The organism is Ancylobacter mangrovi, from assembly GCF_024752335.1.
GTDB classification, from domain to species: Bacteria; Pseudomonadota; Alphaproteobacteria; order Rhizobiales; family Xanthobacteraceae; genus Ancylobacter; species Ancylobacter mangrovi.
The window spans coordinates 235,456-252,926 of sequence record NZ_JANTHY010000005.1 but is presented as its reverse complement, the minus strand read 5'-3'; the positions used below and the strand labels follow the sequence as shown (position 1 = coordinate 252,926).

The following is a 17,471-nucleotide window of genomic DNA, read 5'->3' as shown; positions in this document are numbered from 1 at the left end:
GAGCATATCTAAGATTGCAGGTACGCTGGAAAAGCTGACGCTCGATCGCGTCGGGGAGGCGTCGATCACCGTCGGAAGCAGCGATCGCGTGACCATATGAAGATCCTCATCGCCGATGACCATTGGGTCGTCCGTCAGTCGCTGAAGCAGGTCATGCGTCGCCTGCGACAGAAGCTCGAGACCTTCGAGGCGGAGACCTTCGACGAGGCGGCGGCGCTTCTGGTCGAGCATCCCGACATCGACCTGATGCTCATCGATCTGGTGATGCCCGGCTTCGACGCCTTCGACGGCCTTCACAAGCTGCGCACGAACTTCCCGGACGTGCCGGTGGTGGTGGTCTCCGTCCATGAGGACGTGGACCACGTCCTGCGCTCGCTGGAGCACGGCGTCATCGGCTATGTGCCGAAATCGGCCGGCGGCTCGGAGATCGAGCGTGCGCTGGAGCGGGTGCTGGCCGGCGAGGTGAGCTTCCCGCGTCGGATCATCGAGCGTTCGGCCGGCGGCACCCCGAAGTTGGCGGCCGAGCCTGCCGCCGCCCCGGCCACACCGGCGCCTCCACCCGCCCCGGCGAACCCACCGGCCGCGCCCGCTCAGGCCGCCGACGAGGTGCGCGACGAGCTCGACCTGCTGACGCCGCGCGAGCGCGACGTGCTCAGCCTGCTCGGCCGCGGCTATTCGGTGAAGCGGATCGCCGAGGAATTCGAGCTCAGCAGCCAGACGGTGCGCGTGCATCTCGGCAATGCGATGCGCAAGCTCAACATCCGTGACCGCTCCGCCGCCATGCACTACGCGATCGGCCGCTTCGGTACGAAGGAGAGCGCCTGAGGTGAACGACGTGCCCGTGCCGGAGCACCTGGGCGACATCTTCGCCGGACTGGACGCCGCGCCGCTCGGCATCCTGATCTGGTCAGCGGAGCAGCGGCTTCTCTATGTGAACGACCGCTTCCGGCGAAGCTGCGATTTCCCGGTGACGGTCGGCATGGGCTTCGACGCCTTCATCGACACCATCGCCCACTGGCCCGAATGCGTGCTGCCGACCGACCGGGACGCATGGCAGCGCGAGCAGACCGCGAGCTTCGGCTCGGAGAGCAGCCAGGACTACCTGTTCGCGACCGGCCTCGTGCTCAACGTCACGCAGACGCCGACCGCCAATGGCGGCATGACGATGTCGTTCGCGGACGTCACCGCGATCAAGAACAACGAGCGCGCGCTGCAACTCGCCAAGGAGACCGCCGAGGCGACGGACGAGGCCAAGTCCCGCTTCCTGCGCGCCGCGAACCATGACCTGCGCCAGCCGCTCGCCTCGCTCAAGATCCTGATCTACAACTGCATTCGCGAGGAGGACCCCGAGCATCGCTCGGACATGCTGCACGCCATGGGGATCGCCACCTCGATCATGGAGGACCTGCTCGGCGCGCTTCTCCAGATCGGGCAGCTCGACGCCGGCCGTGTCCAGCCGCGCATCACCTCGTTCCAGCTTTCGCAACTGTTCGAGCGGCTCGACGTCCAGTTCCGCCACCAGGCGCGCGAGAAGGGGCTGCGCCTCGCCTTCGTCTGGCCGCACGGCACGGTGGCGACCGACCGCGCGCTGCTGGAGCGCATCCTGAGCAATTTCGTCGCCAATGCGATCCGCTTCACCGAAGTCGGCGGCATCGTCGTCGGCTGCCGGCGGGAGGCCAACGGCCTGCGGATCGAGGTGGTGGACACCGGGCGCGGCATCCGGCCGGAAGACCGCGACCGCGTGTTCGACGAGTTCTTCCGCTCCGAGGAACAGCGGGCGCAGAAGAGCGGCCTCGGCCTCGGCCTCAACATCGTCAAGCGGCTGGCGGGCCTGCTGGAACTGCCGATCCGCCTGCGCTCGGAGGTCGGCCGCGGCTCGATCTTCTCGGTCACCGTGCCGATGGGCAACATCTGGCACAGCGAGGCCAACGAGATCGAGATCAGCGAGACCGTAGCCGGCGAGTTCGTCGGCACGCCGGTCATACTGGTGGAGGACGACGACATCCTGCGCCAGACCATGACCCAGCTCCTGCGCCGCTGGGGCATCGACGTGCACGCGGCAGCGGAGGAGGGGGAGGCGATCCGGCTGATCGAGAGCGGCGTCTCGCCCCGGCTGATCGTGGCCGACTACAATCTCAAGACCCAGATGGGCGTGGACGTCGTCGACAGGCTGCGCAAGGCGATCGGCGCCGAGGTGCCGGCGATGATCGTCACCGCCGACGCCGAGCCGCGCGTGATCGAGAGCATCCGCGCCGCCCGTCTGCCGGTGCTGATCAAGCCGGTCAGCCCGCCGCGGCTGCGCGTACTGATGCACAACCTGCTGTTCGAACCCTCGCTGGTGTCCGTCGCCGAACCGCCCGCCTCCCAGTCCAGGAGAGATGCCCCGTGACCAGCAGCATGGAACCCGTGCCCATCGGCAGCATGGTGCCGCTGACCGGTCCGTCGGCGGCGGACGGTGCGGAATTTCGCAAGGGAATGATTCTCGCCGTCGAGGAGCTCAATGCCCGCGGCGGGCTGCTCGGACGCCCGATCCAGCCGATCTTTGCCGATACGTGCCGGCAGACGGCGGAGGAGGTCGTCACCGCCGCGCGCTGGCTGATCGAGAAGCACAAGGTCCACGCCATCGTCAACGGCTACAATATCGGGCCGCAGAACTCCGAATACGAGCCGATCGCGGATGCGGGGATCATCTATGTCCACGCCAACACGCTGCTGCAGCACCACGACACGGTGATGAGCGATCCCGACCGCTATTTCGGCTGCTTCATGGCGGACCCGGCCGACTACTGGTACGGGCCCGGCTTCATAAAGTTCATTTCCTGGCTACGCGATTCCGGCCAATGGACGCCACACTCCAACCGCATCGCCATCATTTCCGGCTCCAAGCCCTACAGCATCGTCATCGCCAACGCGATGGCGAACGCGGCGGCCGATTTCGGCTGGGAGGTGGCGTTCGGGCCGAAGATCGTGCAAACGCCGACACATCACTGGCGCGACGTGCTGGAAGAGGCCCGCGCCACCAATCCGGCCGTGCTCGCCAACACGCATTTCTATGCGGTGGACCTCGCCCATTTCCAGCGGCAGTTCCGTGCCAACCCGATGGACTGCATAGTCTATCTGCAATACGGCGCGATGCACCGCACCTTCAACGACATCGCGCAGGAAGCGTGCGACGGGGTGATCGTCTCATCCGTCATCGGGCTCCTGCGCGACGAGATGGGCAAGCGATTCGAGGCCCGCTACATCGCCCGCTTCGGCGAGGGCTCGACGGCGACCATCGGCTGCCAGTCCTACAGCAACATGCACCATTACGCGGTGGCGGCGGCGATGGCGGGCGGCTCCGGCCCGCCGGGCGATTTCGAGCAGAACCGCAAGGTCGCCTTCGCCCTCAAGGGCATGATCTACCGCAGCGTGCACGGCACGATCCGCTATCACCCGGACTGGCAGGCGGTCGTGCCCTATCCGGTGGTCACTCATGATCCCTCGCTCGGGATGCCGCACATCTTCTACCAGATCCAGGACTTCCGTAAGCCGCTCTCCATGATCGCGCCGGAGCCCTACAACACCGAGCGATTCATATCGCCGCCCTGGATGAGCGGGCGCACCGCCGCGCGGCAGACCACGGCGAATCCACGCGGTCTGGTCGGCCTCTGAGGCGAACGGCCGGGCGGGGTCGCCCATCGTCCCGCGAAGGCGACTATTGCAAACGTCTAGATGACCGTTTCGGCTGGAGATCCATTCCGGGGGCAAGGAAGTGCGTCGATGGCAGCGGAAGGAACGCGCCGTGCCGCGTGCGGCTGCGACATTGCGGTCCAGCGTATTCGACAAGGGGCTATTCCTGCGGCGACGTCCCCGGCTCATCGTCGGAGGGAGCATCGGCGGCAGGCTTGCCGCTGAACCGGGTGAGCGCCTGCCGCAGGCGCGGCGCGGCAAAGCTGAGGAACCTTCTCATTTTCAGCGGCATCTGCCCGCGCGGCACATGGACGAGGTGGACGGGGGCCGGTTCGCGCTCGAACGCCTCCAGGACAATGTCCAGCTGCCCCCGGTCGACCGCGTCAGCCACCTGGTAGTGCAGGAGCCGCGTGACGCCCACATTGTCGATCGCCGCTTCCGCCGCAGCGTCCGCCGTCGTCACCGAAAGCCGGGGCTGGATGGCGACCTCAAGTCTCAGTCCCGGGCCCGGCGAGCGGTAGCTCCAGTGCGGCGACGGCACGCCCATGTCGAAGGCCACGCAAGGCATGCGCTGGAGATCGTTCGGCTCGGTGGGACGTCCGTGGCCGGCGGCGAGCCTGGGGCTTAGGCAGGTCACGGTTCGCATGCTTCCAACCCGCGTCGCCACCATCGAACTGTCCGGGAGCGCGCCAATGCGCACCGCCATGTCGACATGGTCATCGACGAGGTGAAGGTTGCGGTCGGACTGCAGCAGCCGGACGTTGATCTCGGGAAAGGTCGCCAGAAACTGGGAGACGATCGGGAGCAGGTGCCGCCGACCGAACGAGATGGGCGCTGTGATGACCAGTTCGCCCCTCGGCGCGATGAACTCGCCCGCGGCCTCGCGCTCGGCTTCCTCCACCTGCTCGAGAATCCGACGTGCCGCCGCCAGATAGGCGATGCCGGCCTCGGTGAGCGCGAGCTTTCGGGTCGTCCGGGTCAGAAGCTGTACGCCGAGAAGGGTCTCGAGGTCCGAAATCTTGCGGCTGAGCGTTGCCAGGGGCACGTGGAGCGCGCGGCTCGCCGCAGAGAAGCTTCCCTTCTCGGTGACCGCGGCGAACATCGACATGGCTTCGAAGCGATCCATCGATCTTCCCGATTTCCGGTGAAATCCTTCTCATGGATACCGGATTATCCTTCTGACCGAAATCCAACATCTTCCTCCTCACACGAGCCAGTCCCGGCTCGGCCCTGAGGAGATGCTCCATGTCCCGCCTCGCTGTCCCCAACCTCGATGACGCCCCGGAAGCCTCGAAGCCGGTGCTCGATGCCATCCACAAGTCGCTCGGCGTGGTGACGAATCTGTTTCGCCTGATCGCCAACAGTCCGGCTGCGATCAACGCCTATGCCGGCCTCAGCGGGCCGCTCACCAAGGCGCTGGACGTGAAGACCCGCGAGCGCATCGCCCTCGCCGTGGCCCAGGTGAACGGCTGCGACTATTGCCTTTCGGCGCATACCTATCTCGGCCTCAACCTCGCGAAGATCGGCCCCGACGAGATCACGCTGAACCGCAAGGGCCGCTCGAGCGATGCGACGGCCGATGCCGCGGTGAGCTTCGCGGCGAAGGTGGCGAGCGAGCGCGGTCACGTTTCCGACGCGGACATCGCGTCCGTGCGCGCCGCCGGCTTCGCCGACGCCCAGATCGTCGAGATCGTCGCGCTGGTCGTGGAGAACACGTTCACCAACTACCTCAACGAGGTCGCGAAGACCGACATCGACTTCCCCGTCGTTCACGCCGCCGAGGCGGCCTGAATTCGGCCGGGCTGGGCGCACCCCGGTTCGCCACGTGACGCAGCGGAGGCTGCCATGCCCTATGATTTCCTCGATATCGCCGTCACGCCGAGTGTCCGCGCCGCCCAGGCGGCGATGGGCGCCGACGGGTTGTGGTCCGACTTCAAGGGGAACCGGCCTTCCGACCGATTCAGCCCGGACGAGGCGGCCTTCATCGCCACGCGTGACAGCTTCTACATGTCGACGGTCTCGGAAAGCGGCTGGCCGTACGTGCAGCATCGGGGCGGCCCGCCCGGTTTCCTCAAGGTCGTGGACGATCGCACGCTGGCCTTCGCCGACTACCGGGGCAACCGCCAATACATCAGCGTCGGCAACCTGGCGGCGGACGATCGCGCTTGCCTGATCCTCATGGATTATCCGAGGCGTGCGCGTTTGAAGATCTACGCCCACGTCACGGTGCTCCCGCTGGGCGCGGAGCCCGAGCTCGATGAGCTCGTCGCGCCTTCCGGCTATCGGGCAAGGCCCGAACGGATATTTCGACTGAAGCTGCAGGCGTTCGATTGGAACTGCCAGCAGCACATAACCCCTCGCTTCACGGAGCTGGAGGTTGCGGAGGCGGTGAAGCCGCTGCGCGACCGCCTGCAGGCCCTTGAAGCGGAATGCGCAGCGCTTCGCGCTCAGCTCGCACCGCAAGGAACATCAAAATGACCGCTATCCAGCGCCTGCCGCTGCCCCCCTTCACACGTGAGAGCGCGATCGAAAAGGTTCGGCTCGCCGAGGACGGCTGGAACAGCCGGGATCCGGAGCGGGTCGCGCTCGCCTATACCCTCGACAGCTCGTGGCGGAACCGCAGCGAGTTCGTGGAAGGCCGGGAAGCCATCATTTCCTTTCTCGAGCGCAAATGGCGCCGTGAGCTCGACTATCGCCTCATCAAGGAACTGTGGAGCTTCGGTGAAAACCGCATCGCCGTGCGCTTCGCCTATGAGTGGCACGACGACAGCGGGAGCTGGTTTCGGTCCTATGGGAACGAGAACTGGGAATTTGACGAGAACGGGCTGATGCGCCGGCGCTACGCCAGCATCAACGACCTGCCGATCCGCGAAGCCGACCGCCGCTACTTCTGGCCGCTCGGACGTCGCCCGGACGATCACCCCGGCCTGAGCGAACTCGGCCTCTAGGCCGCTCGCCCCGTCCATCCAGCTCCCATCGGCTGCGCGAACACGGCAAGGAGAAAGTCATGTCCGACACGTCTTATCGCTCCGTCGACGTCGACGGCTTCGAGGTCTTTTATCGCGAGGCCGGCGACCGGGCCAACCCGACCGTGCTGCTGCTGCACGGCTTCCCCTCGTCGAGCCATATGTTCCGTGACCTGATCCCCTTGCTCGCGGATCGGTTCCACCTCGTCGCCCCGGATCTTCCCGGGTTCGGACGCTCCGCCCTGCCGCCGCGGGAGGCGTTCGCCTACACGTTCGACAAGCTCGCGAAGGTGGCCGGCCGATTCACCGAGGTGATCGGTCTCGATCGGTACGCGCTCTATGTGTTCGACTATGGCGCGCCGACGGGTTTTCGCCTGGCGCTCGCCCATCCCGAGCGGATCACGGCGATCGTCACGCAGAACGGCAATGCGTATCAGGAGGGCCTGAGCAATGGCTGGAACCCGATCGAGCGCTACTGGCGCGACACGAGCGACGCCAACCGGCAGGCGCTGCGCGGGCTTTTGACGCCGGAGTCGATCCGCTGGCAGTACGAGCATGGCGTCGCCGACACCACCCGGGTTTCCCCGGACGGATACAGCCTGGATGCCTGGTACACCGGGCGGCCCGGGGTGCATGAGATCCAGCTCGATCTGTTCCTCGACTATGCCAGCAACGTCGCGCTGTACCCGACCTTCCAAGCCTACTTCCGGGAATATCAACCGAAGCTGCTGGCGGTGTGGGGGCGGCACGATCCGTTCTTCCTTCCCGCGGGCGCCGAAGCCTATCGGCGCGACATTCCGGGTGCGGACATCCGCCTCCTCGACACCGGCCATTTCGCGCTGGAGACGCATGCGCGCGAAATCGCGGACGCGATCCGCGCTTCTCTTTAGGCGCGGGCCTCACGCCGACGGATGTGGCAACGGGGCGTGAGGCAGCGGAGCTGTCTCGCCGCCGCTGCTTCGCCGGTGGCGCCCGGATCGCGGGCCGCGTCGTCGAAATCTGACGACGCATCGCGCGCGGGGCGGGCGTCGGGACCCTGCGGCCCCGGCTTGTCCCGTCTGTCTCAACCGCACATCCCCGGTCGGGCGTCGCTTCTCAGAATCGCTCGACCCAGGGACGGATCTCCAGTTCCCACGACCACGTACTGCGGTGCTGGCGCAGCAGGTCGACATAGGTCCGGGCGATCGCATCCGGATCGAGCGTGCCGTCCGATGGGTCGGCCTCGCGGCGCACGCCGCCGTCGATGACGATGTGCGCGACATGGATACCCTTGGGCATCAGCTCGCGCGCCGCGCTTTGCGCCAATCCGCGCAGCGCGAACTTGCCCATCGCGAAGGGAGCCGAAAGCGCGAATCCCTTCACGCCGGCGGTGGCCCCCGTGAGCAGGATGGCGCCCTTGCCGGCCGGGACCATGCGCCGGGCTGCCTGATGGACGGCATAGAAGGCGCCCATCGCCGAGACCGCGACGGCCCGCTCGACCTCGGTGGGGTCGAGCTCGGCTATCGGACCGCGAAGCCGACCGCTCGCATTGTAGACGACGATTTCCGGGGCGCCGATCCGCGCCTCGGTCTCGGCGAACAGCCGCTCGACCTGCCGCGCCTCGGTCGCGTCGACCGGAATGGCCATCGCACCCGTTTCCTGCGCCAGTGTTTTCAGCTTTTCGACGTTGCGCGCGGCGATCACCACGGAAAGGCCGGCGGTGCGCAGGGTCCGCGCAAGCGAAGCGCTGATGCCTGGGCCGGTGCCGATGATCAGAGCGTTGCTGTAGGGAATGTCCGTCATGGAAACACCGTCTGCTGGTTTCGACCTTTCGGCAGCTCGCATCGCCGCGCGTTTCGACGGTCTCGAAGCTCGGCCCACGTCCGGATCGAACGATTACCGTGACATTTGAGCCTCGAACATGTCGAGCGCGTCGGCGAGCTTCGCATCGATGACGTGAAGATACTCCGTCCAGTCGCCGAGCCGGGCGAGTTCGTCGCGGCCGTCGCTGATCCCCCGTAACCCGATGATCTCCACGCCAAAGCGTCGTGCCGCCCGCAGCACCGCGAAGGTCTCCATGTCCACCATGTCGGCGGCGAGCGTGTCGTAGCTGTCTCCGGAGACGACCGAGGCGCCGGTGGCGAGCGAGGCGGCGGGAATGCCTTCGATCCGTAGGACGATGGGGATCACCGCCGGCTCGTCGAGGAACGGCGTCACACCCTTCTCGAAGCCGAGCGGCGAGGCGTCCATGTCGCGATAGCTGACGCTGGCGACCTGGTAGACGGCGGCGTGATCGAGCCGCCGCGAGCCGGCCGAGCCGAGCGTGACGACGAGATCGGGCAGCCGGCCGGCGGCCTCGAGCCGCGCGAGCGCGATGGCGGTCGCCGCCGCCGCCTCGACCGGGCCGACACCGCAGATCAACGGATCGATGCGGGCGCGCAGATGTGGGCCATATTCGTGCGGCGTCGCCATGATGGGCAGGACGGTGATGCCGCCCAGCACGGCGAGATGCCGGTGGGGGTCCTGCATGGGCACGGCTCCTTGGGTCTCAGGGACGAACGGTCGGTGAAGAGGCCGGCGCGGTGGCGCGATAGAGCCGCCAGGCGTCCGGCTCCGTCTCGACCAGCCGGTAGTCGGGGCTCGCCGCGAAGGGGTCCCGTGTCCACGCTCCGTCGCGCGCGGTGACGAGGACCGCCCGGCAGCCGTAGCGCTCCGCCAGGGCATGGACGTCGTCCGGGCTCGCCCGGCCGTCGAACACGGCGAGGAACTGACGCGAGATCGTCTCCCGCGCCGCCGGCGCCAGCGGCGCGAAGGCGATGGCCAATTCTTTGCCGGCAAAGCATGAGCGGCGGTCGGCCAGCAGCGCCCAGGAGATGTTGACCGGCCAGGGCGTCATGTCGGCGAACAGCGCTGGATTGCTGGCGATGCGGTCCTGCGCCGGCACGGCGCGCCGCACCGCCGCCCACATCGCCGGCGCCCGTGCAAAGGCGGCGGCCGAGGGCGAGGCGTCGCCGCCGGCATTGCCGGCCAGTATGATCACAGCGGCCGGCAGGCTCGCCGCGAAGAGGGCGAGTGCCGCGACCAGCGCGAGGCGCGCGCGCCGGGCGACCAGTCCGGCAAGGCCGGCCGCGGCCGCCGCCGTCAGCACCATCAGCCCCGGCAGCACGGCGCGCCAGCCGAGATCGTTGTTGTCGCCGACCGTGCTCACCAGCAGCCAGCTCGTGGCGAAGCTCACCGCCGCGACCAGGGCGAGCGCCCGCACCTCGAGGCGCCGCGGCGCCGCGTCGGGCGCGCAGATCCGGCACAGCAGGGTGAGCGCGCCGGCGATGACCACGAGCGGGAACTCGACCGGCAGCAGCACCAGCCAGTAGGCCGGCAGATCGAGCGCACGGCCGAAATGGGCGGTCATCATCGGCCCGAGCACCTCATAGGCCCGCAGCGCGACCGGACTGCCGCTGCCGCGCCCGAGCGCGGCATGGTACTGCGCGAGCAGCAGCGGCGCCGCGAAGGCGAGGGCGAGGAGCCCGGCGACGGCGGCCGCGAGGACGAAGCGGACGCGACCTCGCGCGGGCGCGGCGCACACGAGCAGCGGGGCGAGGGCGAGCGCCACCAGTGCGAGCACGACGCCGCCGACCCAGAACGAGCTCTGGAAGGCCGCGGCCATCACGAGGGCGAGCACGAGGCAGGTCGGCGCATCCGGCCGGCGCGCGAGGCGCACGCCGAGCAGGGCCGCGATGACGAGGCTGCCGGCGGCGGCGACGTGATGCGGGCTCCAGCTCGTCTGGAACAGCCAGCCGGCAAGGCCCGTGGCGGGTGCGAGCCATTGATCGAGCCCGGCGCCGGCGAGCCACTCGAGCAGCGGCCGCAGCGAGCCGGTGGCGCACAGGGCGAGAGCGAGGGCGGGCGCCAGCCGGTTGCCGCCGAGGCGCAAGGCGAGCCCCGCCATCAGCAGCGCGGTCGAGAAGGCGGTGAACCAGCTCGCCGCCGCATCCGCCTCCCAGCCGGTCGCGCCGGCGAGGCGGGCGATCTGCGCCGCGCCGAAATGCCAGAGATAGTAATAGGATATCTCCGCCGGCTGCCCGGCCGGGCCGTAGAACGGATTGACCGGCGGCACGCCCGCCCGCAGCATCTCGTCGATCAGCGCGATCTTGGAGTGGTCGAAGACGGCGGCGGCGAGGATCACGCCGTCGGCGGTGTGCTTCGGCACCACGGCGAGCGCCGGAACGAGGGCGAGAAGGCCGGCGGCCGGGGCGATCCACCAGGGCGGGAGTTCGTCGTCCTCGGCGCCGTCCGTCGCTGCCGTGGGCAGCGTCGATACGAGGATCAGCGCGAGGCTGGCGAGGATGGCGAGGGCCGAGAAGCCGATCACCTCGGCGAGGGCGAGCGCCAGAACGTTCTGCGCCGCCCAGCCGAGAGCGGGCGCCACCGGCAGGGCGAAGGCGTGGCCGAAGCCGAGCCGGCGCGCCAGCCTGTAGCCCGCGAGGCTCCACAGCACGAGGCCGAGGGCAGCCGCCAGCGCGGCGGTGGCGAGGGAGAACATGGCTCAGCGGCTCCCTGTGGCGCGCCGCCGGCATGGCGGGCGGCTCACAGGCCGCTGAACCAGTTGAAGCCCTGCTTCTCCCAGAACCCCTCCTGGTAGACGTTGGTCACCTCGATGGCGCGGATCCATTTCGGGTTCTTGAAGCCGAGCTTGACCGCGGTGCGCAGGCGCAGCGGATAGCCGAACGGGTCGGTGATCGGCTCGCCGGCATATTTGGTGGCGAGGATGGTCTGGGGATGCAGCGCCGAGGGCATGTCGATGACTTCGAGATAGTCGTCATTGCCGTGGAAGGCGACGTATTTCGCGCTCAGATCGGCGCCGACGCGGGTGAGGAACTGCCTGAGGTTCGGCCCCGACCACTGGCCGATATAGTCCCAGCCCTCGACGCAGATGTGCTTGATGATCTCCTCCTGCTCGGGCAGGGCGTAGATCTGATCGAGCGTCCAGGGCCGCTTGTCCGCGACGAGGCCGGCGAGCTCCAGCTTCCAGCCGCTGACGTCCACCGGACGGACATTCTCGATCTCGTAATAGGCGTTGAAGCGCGGCGGCTTGACCACCTGATCGACCGAATAGGTCGGCGCCAGCTTATTGGGATCGAAGATCGCCTCCTGCACCCGGTCGTTGAAGGAGGAGACGGCGCGCAGCACGCTCTGCACCTGGGGCTGCTCGGCGATGTTGCAGCCGGTGAGCATGGACAGCGCGCCGAGGCTGACCGCGCCGCGCAGCAGCTTGCGCCGGTCGATCTCCTCGATCAGGGCGCGGTGCTCGGCGAGGATCGACGGGTCGGGGCCGCGGCGCGGCCGGAACAGCGACATCGGGCGTTTCAGCGACATGGTGCGTCCGTCACGAATGGGAGGCGTGGGTGGGAGCGGCGGCGGCCTCGTCGAGCCGGGGACCTCCGGTGAACATGGCGAGGAGCGTACGCGGCACGAGAAGCGCGAGCGCGACATGCACCACGAGGAACAGGCAGATCGCGGTCATCCCGAAGAAATGGACGAGCCGCGCACCCTGGAAGCCGCCGAACAGAGCCGTCAGGCCGGCGAACTGCACCGGCTTCCAGATGGCGAGGCCGGTGATCACCTGCAGCACGATCACCGTCATCACGCCGACATAGAGCGTCTTCTGCACGGCGTTGTATTGGGTGAGGTCGGCATGCGGCAGCCGAAAGCGCAGGGCTGCGAGCGCCTCGCCGATCACCTCGCGCGGGCGGATCGGCCAGAGCAGCCGGCGGAAGCGGCCGGACAGAAAGCCATAGGCGAGATAGGCGAGGCCGTTCAGCGCCAGGATCCACATGCCGAAGAAATGCCATTGCAGCCCGTGCTGCGCCCACGGACCCAGGGTGACGGCATCGGGAAAATGGAGAAATCCGAAGATCACCTCGTCATTGTAGATCTTCCATCCGCTCATGATCATGATGATCATGGCGATAGCGTTTGTCCAATGCATCATTCGTATCGCGAGAGGATGCATTTTTCTGGACGTATTCATCGTATTGCCCCTCACGACGAATAGAATTACCTACATTCATGGTTTGACGAAGGTGAATATTGATATTATTTACTCATTATTGCCTTCATCGATGAGTGTTGAGCCATGAAGACCATCATCCGCGCCGTTCTGCTCGGGGGGCTGGCGTTCGGCGCCGCGGCGGGTGCCGCGCGGGCCGACGAGACCAGTCCCGACCCCAAGCCGATGCGCGCCGAAGGCGGGGCGCATACCCAGCCCGGCGCGCGCGCCGACGGCCTGACGCCGCAGGAGCGCATGAACCGGCGCTTCCCCCAGAAGGTTCGGGTCGGCGACCTGATCGGCCTGCCGATGCAGGATTACGACGACCGCGTTCTCGGCTATGTCGAGAAGGTGGTCCGCACGCCGGACGGCCGGATCGTGCTGGTCATGCCGTATGGCGGCTTTCTCGGCTATGGCGCCCGGCCGGTCGGCGTCCCGATCGAGACCGTGGCCATCCTCGCCCGGCACCTGAACGTGCTCGACATCCCGCGCGAGGATTTTCCGGGCCTGCCGACCTGGGCGGACGGGGCGGGCACGTCGATCCCGGCCGACGACACCATCCGCATCGCGATCTCGCGCCGCTGAACGGCGCGAGTCCTCCCGGCGAACGAGCGGGCGGGCGGTCATCGCTCGCCCCCGGCGAGTCCCACCGCGAATGCGTTCACGGCCGCGACATCGGCGAAGCGCTCCGGCGTCACGGCGAGCGCCCGGCCGAGGCGAAGCGCCCGCCGCTCGCAAGCGGCCCGCGCGGCCTCATCGCCGATCGCCTCGAACTCGGCGATATGGGCGAGGCCGAGGACGCGCCGATGCATTTCCAGCCCGGCGAAGCCCAGCGTGTCGTGCCAGATCGCGGCAAGCCGCGCGGCGAGCGCCTGTTCGGCGCCCCCGCGGTCGCCCTGCGCCTCGAAGAGATCGTGTCCGCCGAGGATGCCGGTGCGCTCGCTGCGCCACAGGCGGGCGAACTCGTCGGTGAAGACCCGCCAGATCTGCGCGGCGAGATCGTGGATCCACCGGCGATAGGCGCGGGTGTCGGCGTCGCCCGGACTCAGGCCTTCCTGGGCGAAGGCCGCCATCCACAGATTGGCCAGCAGCGATCCGATATCGAAGCCCATCGGGCCATAGGTGGCGAATTCGGCGTCGATGACGCGGCTGTCCTGCTCGCTCACCATCACCGAGCCGGTGTGGAAGTCGCCGTGCACCAGCGTTTCGGCGCCCGTGCAGAACCGCGCCTTCAGTCGCAGCGCCGCGAGCTTGAGGGCGCGGTCGGCGCGGACCGTCGCCACCTCGGCGTCGAGCGCCGGATTGTGGCGGTTGCGCGGGCAGTCGAAGAACGGGTCGGTAAAGAACAGATCCTCGGTGATGCCGCACAATTCGACATTGCCGGCGAACAGCGCGAGGTCCGCCTTGCGGTGCGCGGTCTCCATCGCCCAGTCGGAGCCCCTGAACAGCGTGCGGGCGAGGAAGTGGCCGAGATGTTCGCCAAGCGCAGGGTAGCGGGTGCCGGCGATCAGCCCCTTGCGCAGGATGATGTGCGGCGTCAGGTGCTCCATGACCTGCAGCGCCTGCTCGCGGTCGAAGAGGTGGAGCGTGGGCATGCGTCCGGGGTCGCGGGCGCCGAGGCGCATGGAGGCTTCGTATTCGAAGAAGGCGCGGTCGAGCGACATGGGCCAGCTCTCGCCGACCACCCGCGCATAGGGCAGCGCCTGCTTGACCACCAGCGAGCCGTCGCGACCCTCGACGATGAAGACGAGGTTGAGATTGCCGTCGCCGACCTCGCGCACCCGCCATTGCGCGGGAGGACCGAGAAGACGCGTCAGTTCGGGCCGATGCCCGAGCCGGTCGGGAAGCGTGTCGGCGCCGAGCGGCGCATAGGGCGGTCGGGTGAGCATCCGGCATCTCCGCGTCTGGCGGGGAGCCGGCCCGCCGTCAGCCATCCGGGTCCTCGCAGGGACGGGTACGGGGAGGAGCGAGAGCTCGTTACACGCTTCACGGCTTCGTGATCACGGCGGACACGAGCGCGTGAGCCGGTAACGTCGGCGCCGGCGCGCGCGAAGGGAAGGTCGGTGGTTCCGCGTGGACCGCCGGCCAACCCAGACGGAGTGATCCCATGAAAGGCGTCGCCATCGCCGCCATGCTTGCCGCCCTCGGGGGCCTCGTGGCTCCCGCCTCACGCCTCGCGGCGGAGGAGGCCGTTCCGCCCGCCCGCCAGCCGGTGGTGGAACTGTTCACCAGCCAGGGCTGCTCCTCCTGTCCGCCGGCCAATGCGACGCTGATCGCGCTGGCGGATCGGCCCGGCGTGCTGGCGCTGAGCTTCAGCGTCACCTACTGGGATTATCTCGGCTGGAAGGACGCGTTCGGCCGGCCCGAATATACCGAGCGCCAGGTGACCTACGAGCCGAAGCTCGGCCAGAGCGGGCCCTTTACGCCGCAGATGGTGGTCGACGGGCAGGCGAGCGCGATCGGCTATGACCGGCGGCAGATGGAGGCGCTGATCGCCGCCAGTCCCCGCAAGAGCGGACCGGCGCTGACGCTGCGGCCGGGCCGGGTCGAGATCGGGGCCGCGCGGCCGGGCCGGGGCGCCGCCGATGTGTGGCTGGTCCGGTACGACCCGCGTCTGGTCGAGGTGCCGGTGCGCCGCGGCGAGAATTCCGGGCGGACCTTGCCGCACAGCCATGTGGTGCATGGTCTTGCTCGGCTCGGCGGTTGGAACGGCGCGGCGAGAGCGTTCAAGGTGTCGCCGGCTCCGGACGGCCTGCGGACGGCGGTTCTGGTGCAGGAGAGCGCCGGCGGGCCGATACTCGCGGCGGCGACCGACTGATCAACCGCCGCCGGGGTCGCGCGCCCGCTTCACCATCGCCCGCCCGGCGCCCGCCTCGTAGAGGCTCGCGAGCGACTTCAGTGCCCGGTGCAGGGCAACCCGCACCCCCGTTTCGCTCATGCCGAGACGGGTGGCGGCCTCGCGGGCGGAGCAGCCCTCGAGCGAGACCATCCGCACCACGCTCCGCTGCTGGTCCTTCAGCTTGCCAATCAGCCGCTCGATATCGCCGGCTTCCGGCGCGGAGCCCGCTTCTCCGGCGGGGAGCACCTCGACCAGGTTGTCGATCGGCACCGCCGGCTGGCCGGCCCGGCGGAGCATGTCTATCAGCTTGTTGCGCACGATCGCCGACAGCCAAGGGGTGATCGGCCGGGCGGGGTCCCAGGTGCCGCGCTTCAGGTGGATCGCGAGCAGAGCTTCCTGCACCGCGTCCTCGGCGTCGCTGGCCGAGGCGCCGAAACGCGCGCAGCTCTGCTGGGCGAGGCGCCGCAGATACGGTGTGATCGATTGGAGGAAGCGGCGGTAGGTGCCTGCATCACCGGCGAGAGCGGCCCGCATCAGCGCTGCCCATTCCTCCTCGCGAGCTGACTCTTCCACCCATGTTCCCCAGTGGGCCTCCTTGGATCCATTTTATATCTGGCGATCCAAAACCCCAAGCTGGGGAGCTGCCGCTGGAGCCGTGCCGCGCCGCCCCGCCTGCCGTGCGACCGCAAAAATAACCGGATGGCATGGCGGGGCTGTAACGAAGTCCATTCCGGCCGCGTAGAAGCCGATGACACGTTCACTGGGCCCTGCCGGGAATGGGTCGCTCCGTTTCCGGACACAGGTTGATCGCGATTCCATGGACGACCGCCCCGCCAGCCTTCCCACACCGCGTACCATTGCCGCCCGGGCTCTCGGCGGCGGGCGGCCGTCCCCGACCGCGCTGACGCCCGTGATCGACATGAGCGCGACCTACACCCGCGATGCGGATAATGGCTACAGCTCGGGCCCCGTCTATGGCCGCAAGGACAATGCCTCGGTGCAGCAGGCCGAACGCCAGCTCGCCGAGCTGGAGCACGCCCGGGAGGCGCTGCTGTTCGGCTCCGGCATGGCGGCGGCGACCGCCGTATTCGCCGCGCTGCCCCCGACTCATATCGTCGCGCCGAAGGCGATGTACTGGGGCCTGAGGGTCTGGCTCGAACGCTTCGGCAGCGTCTTTCACGAGATCAGCTTCGTCGACATGTCGCGGCTCGACGCGATACGCGCGGCGATCCGGCCCGGACGCACCGGCCTCGTCTGGATCGAGACCCCGAGCAATCCGCTGTGGACGCTGACCGACATCATGGCGGTATCCGACATCGCGCACCGGGCCGGCGCGCTGGTCTGCGCCGATTCCACGGTCGCGACGCCGGTGCTGACCAAGCCGCTCGATCTGGGCGCCGACATCGTGATGCACTCCGCGACCAAGTACCTGAACGGCCATTCCGACGTGGTCGCGGGAGCGCTCGCCACCGCCGACCCGTCCGGCCTGTGGCTGCGCATCAAGGAGATGCGCGACCAGAACGGGGCCGTTCCCGGCGCCTTCGACGCCTGGCTCCTGATGCGCGGCCTGCGCACCCTCGACCTCAGGGTGCGCGAGCAGAGCCGTAGCGCCGCGCTGATCGCCGAGCGCCTCGCCGGACACCCGGCGATCGCTGGCGTGCTCTATCCGGGGCTGCCCACCCATCCTGACCATGCGGTGGCGGCGCGGCAGATGCCGGACGGCTTCGGCGGAATGCTGTCGGTGCGGGTGCGCGGCGGGGGCGCGGCGGCCGTCGCGGTGGCGGCGCGCGTGCAGCTCTGGCGCCGCGCGACCTCGTTCGGCGGCATCGAGAGCCTCATCGAACATCGCGCCTCGATCGAGGGCGAAGGCTCGCCCTGTCCCGAAGATCTGCTGCGGCTCTCGGTCGGGCTCGAGGATCCAGGCGACCTCTACCGCGACCTCGCCCAGTCCCTCGATCTGCTGGCGTGA

The 17,471-nt window shown here is 68.5% G+C and carries 18 protein-coding genes; 10 read left to right on the top strand and 8 right to left on the bottom strand.

Annotated features, from left to right (window positions below; translation table 11 throughout):
• Positions 1-96 precede the first annotated feature (96 nt).
• The 3 genes from NVS83_RS14610 to NVS83_RS14600 are packed head-to-tail and all read left to right on the top strand — an operon-like array spanning position 97 to position 3,654.
• Positions 97-825: a response regulator transcription factor gene (locus NVS83_RS14610; protein WP_258739969.1), complete on the top strand. Its 729-nt coding sequence runs from the start codon at positions 97-99 to the stop codon at positions 823-825.
• 1 nt (position 826) lies between these two features.
• A complete protein-coding gene (locus NVS83_RS14605) occupies positions 827-2,389 on the top strand; it encodes an ATP-binding protein (RefSeq protein WP_258733629.1) in 1,563 nt (520 codons plus the stop codon).
• The gene (locus NVS83_RS14600) at positions 2,386-3,654 is read left to right on the top strand and encodes an ABC transporter substrate-binding protein (protein WP_258739968.1); all 1,269 of its coding nucleotides are present in this window, start codon (positions 2,386-2,388) and stop codon (positions 3,652-3,654) included. The genes NVS83_RS14605 and NVS83_RS14600 overlap by 4 nt, the downstream gene beginning before the upstream one ends.
• Positions 3,655-3,832: 178 nt before the next feature.
• Here NVS83_RS14600 and NVS83_RS14595 read toward each other — a convergent pair whose 3' ends face one another.
• The gene (locus tag NVS83_RS14595; protein WP_258739967.1) at positions 3,833-4,798 is read right to left on the bottom strand and encodes a LysR family transcriptional regulator; all 966 of its coding nucleotides are present in this window, start codon (positions 4,796-4,798) and stop codon (positions 3,833-3,835) included.
• Positions 4,799-4,917: 119 nt separating this feature from the next.
• Between NVS83_RS14595 and NVS83_RS14590 the strand changes: the two genes are divergently transcribed.
• From NVS83_RS14590 to NVS83_RS14575, 4 genes are read left to right on the top strand one after another with little or no spacing between them, the layout of a single operon-like run.
• Positions 4,918-5,463: a carboxymuconolactone decarboxylase family protein gene (locus NVS83_RS14590; RefSeq protein WP_258739966.1), complete on the top strand. Its 546-nt coding sequence runs from the start codon at positions 4,918-4,920 to the stop codon at positions 5,461-5,463.
• Between the two features lie 54 nt (positions 5,464-5,517).
• Entirely contained in the window at positions 5,518-6,150 is a 633-nt protein-coding gene (locus NVS83_RS14585) for a pyridoxamine 5'-phosphate oxidase family protein (protein ID WP_258739965.1), read from the top strand.
• Positions 6,147-6,620 (top strand): nuclear transport factor 2 family protein, encoded by a 474-nt coding sequence (locus tag NVS83_RS14580; protein WP_258739964.1) that lies wholly within the window; start codon positions 6,147-6,149, stop codon positions 6,618-6,620. Before NVS83_RS14585 ends, NVS83_RS14580 begins: the two co-directional genes overlap by 4 nt.
• A 59-nt stretch (positions 6,621-6,679) precedes the next feature.
• Complete coding sequence (locus NVS83_RS14575) at positions 6,680-7,528, top strand: alpha/beta fold hydrolase (protein WP_258739963.1); 849 nt, start codon at positions 6,680-6,682, stop codon at positions 7,526-7,528.
• A 205-nt stretch (positions 7,529-7,733) separates the two neighbouring features.
• Here the strand turns inward: NVS83_RS14575 and NVS83_RS14570 are convergent, their stop codons facing one another.
• The 5 genes from NVS83_RS14570 to NVS83_RS14550 all read right to left on the bottom strand — a co-directional run bounded on the left by NVS83_RS14570 (position 7,734) and on the right by NVS83_RS14550 (position 12,645).
• A complete protein-coding gene (locus NVS83_RS14570; RefSeq protein WP_258739962.1) occupies positions 7,734-8,420 on the bottom strand; it encodes an SDR family NAD(P)-dependent oxidoreductase in 687 nt (228 codons plus the stop codon).
• Between the two features lie 93 nt (positions 8,421-8,513).
• Complete coding sequence (locus NVS83_RS14565; RefSeq protein ID WP_258739961.1) at positions 8,514-9,146, bottom strand: 5'-methylthioadenosine/S-adenosylhomocysteine nucleosidase; 633 nt, start codon at positions 9,144-9,146, stop codon at positions 8,514-8,516.
• 19 nt (positions 9,147-9,165) lie between these two features.
• On the bottom strand, positions 9,166-11,157 hold the full coding sequence (locus tag NVS83_RS14560; RefSeq protein ID WP_258739960.1) for a hypothetical protein: 1,992 nt from the start codon (positions 11,155-11,157) through the stop codon (positions 9,166-9,168).
• Positions 11,158-11,201: 44 nt separating this feature from the next.
• On the bottom strand, positions 11,202-11,990 hold the full coding sequence (locus NVS83_RS14555) for a molybdopterin-dependent oxidoreductase (RefSeq protein ID WP_258739959.1): 789 nt from the start codon (positions 11,988-11,990) through the stop codon (positions 11,202-11,204).
• Between the two features lie 10 nt (positions 11,991-12,000).
• Complete coding sequence (locus tag NVS83_RS14550) at positions 12,001-12,645, bottom strand: cytochrome b/b6 domain-containing protein (protein ID WP_258733618.1); 645 nt, start codon at positions 12,643-12,645, stop codon at positions 12,001-12,003.
• A 105-nt stretch (positions 12,646-12,750) separates the two neighbouring features.
• Between NVS83_RS14550 and NVS83_RS14545 the strand changes: the two genes are divergently transcribed.
• Positions 12,751-13,248 (top strand): PRC-barrel domain-containing protein, encoded by a 498-nt coding sequence (locus NVS83_RS14545; protein WP_258739958.1) that lies wholly within the window; start codon positions 12,751-12,753, stop codon positions 13,246-13,248.
• A gap of 38 nt (positions 13,249-13,286) precedes the next feature.
• On the opposite strand, the gene mtnK is transcribed toward NVS83_RS14545, so the two are convergent.
• Positions 13,287-14,552 (bottom strand): S-methyl-5-thioribose kinase, encoded by a 1,266-nt coding sequence (gene mtnK / locus NVS83_RS14540; protein ID WP_258739957.1) that lies wholly within the window; start codon positions 14,550-14,552, stop codon positions 13,287-13,289.
• Positions 14,553-14,770: 218 nt separating this feature from the next.
• Between mtnK and NVS83_RS14535 the strand changes: the two genes are divergently transcribed.
• On the top strand, positions 14,771-15,481 hold the full coding sequence (locus tag NVS83_RS14535; RefSeq protein WP_258739956.1) for a DUF1223 domain-containing protein: 711 nt from the start codon (positions 14,771-14,773) through the stop codon (positions 15,479-15,481).
• Here NVS83_RS14535 and NVS83_RS14530 read toward each other — a convergent pair whose 3' ends face one another.
• On the bottom strand, positions 15,482-16,075 hold the full coding sequence (locus NVS83_RS14530; protein ID WP_258739955.1) for a sigma-70 family RNA polymerase sigma factor: 594 nt from the start codon (positions 16,073-16,075) through the stop codon (positions 15,482-15,484). It abuts the gene before it with no gap.
• A gap of 244 nt (positions 16,076-16,319) precedes the next feature.
• On the opposite strand from NVS83_RS14530, the gene NVS83_RS14525 reads away from it, so the two are divergent.
• Positions 16,320-17,471 carry a trans-sulfuration enzyme family protein gene (locus NVS83_RS14525; RefSeq protein WP_258739954.1) on the top strand — a complete coding sequence of 384 codons (1,152 nt, stop codon included), beginning with the start codon at positions 16,320-16,322 and terminating at the stop codon, positions 17,469-17,471.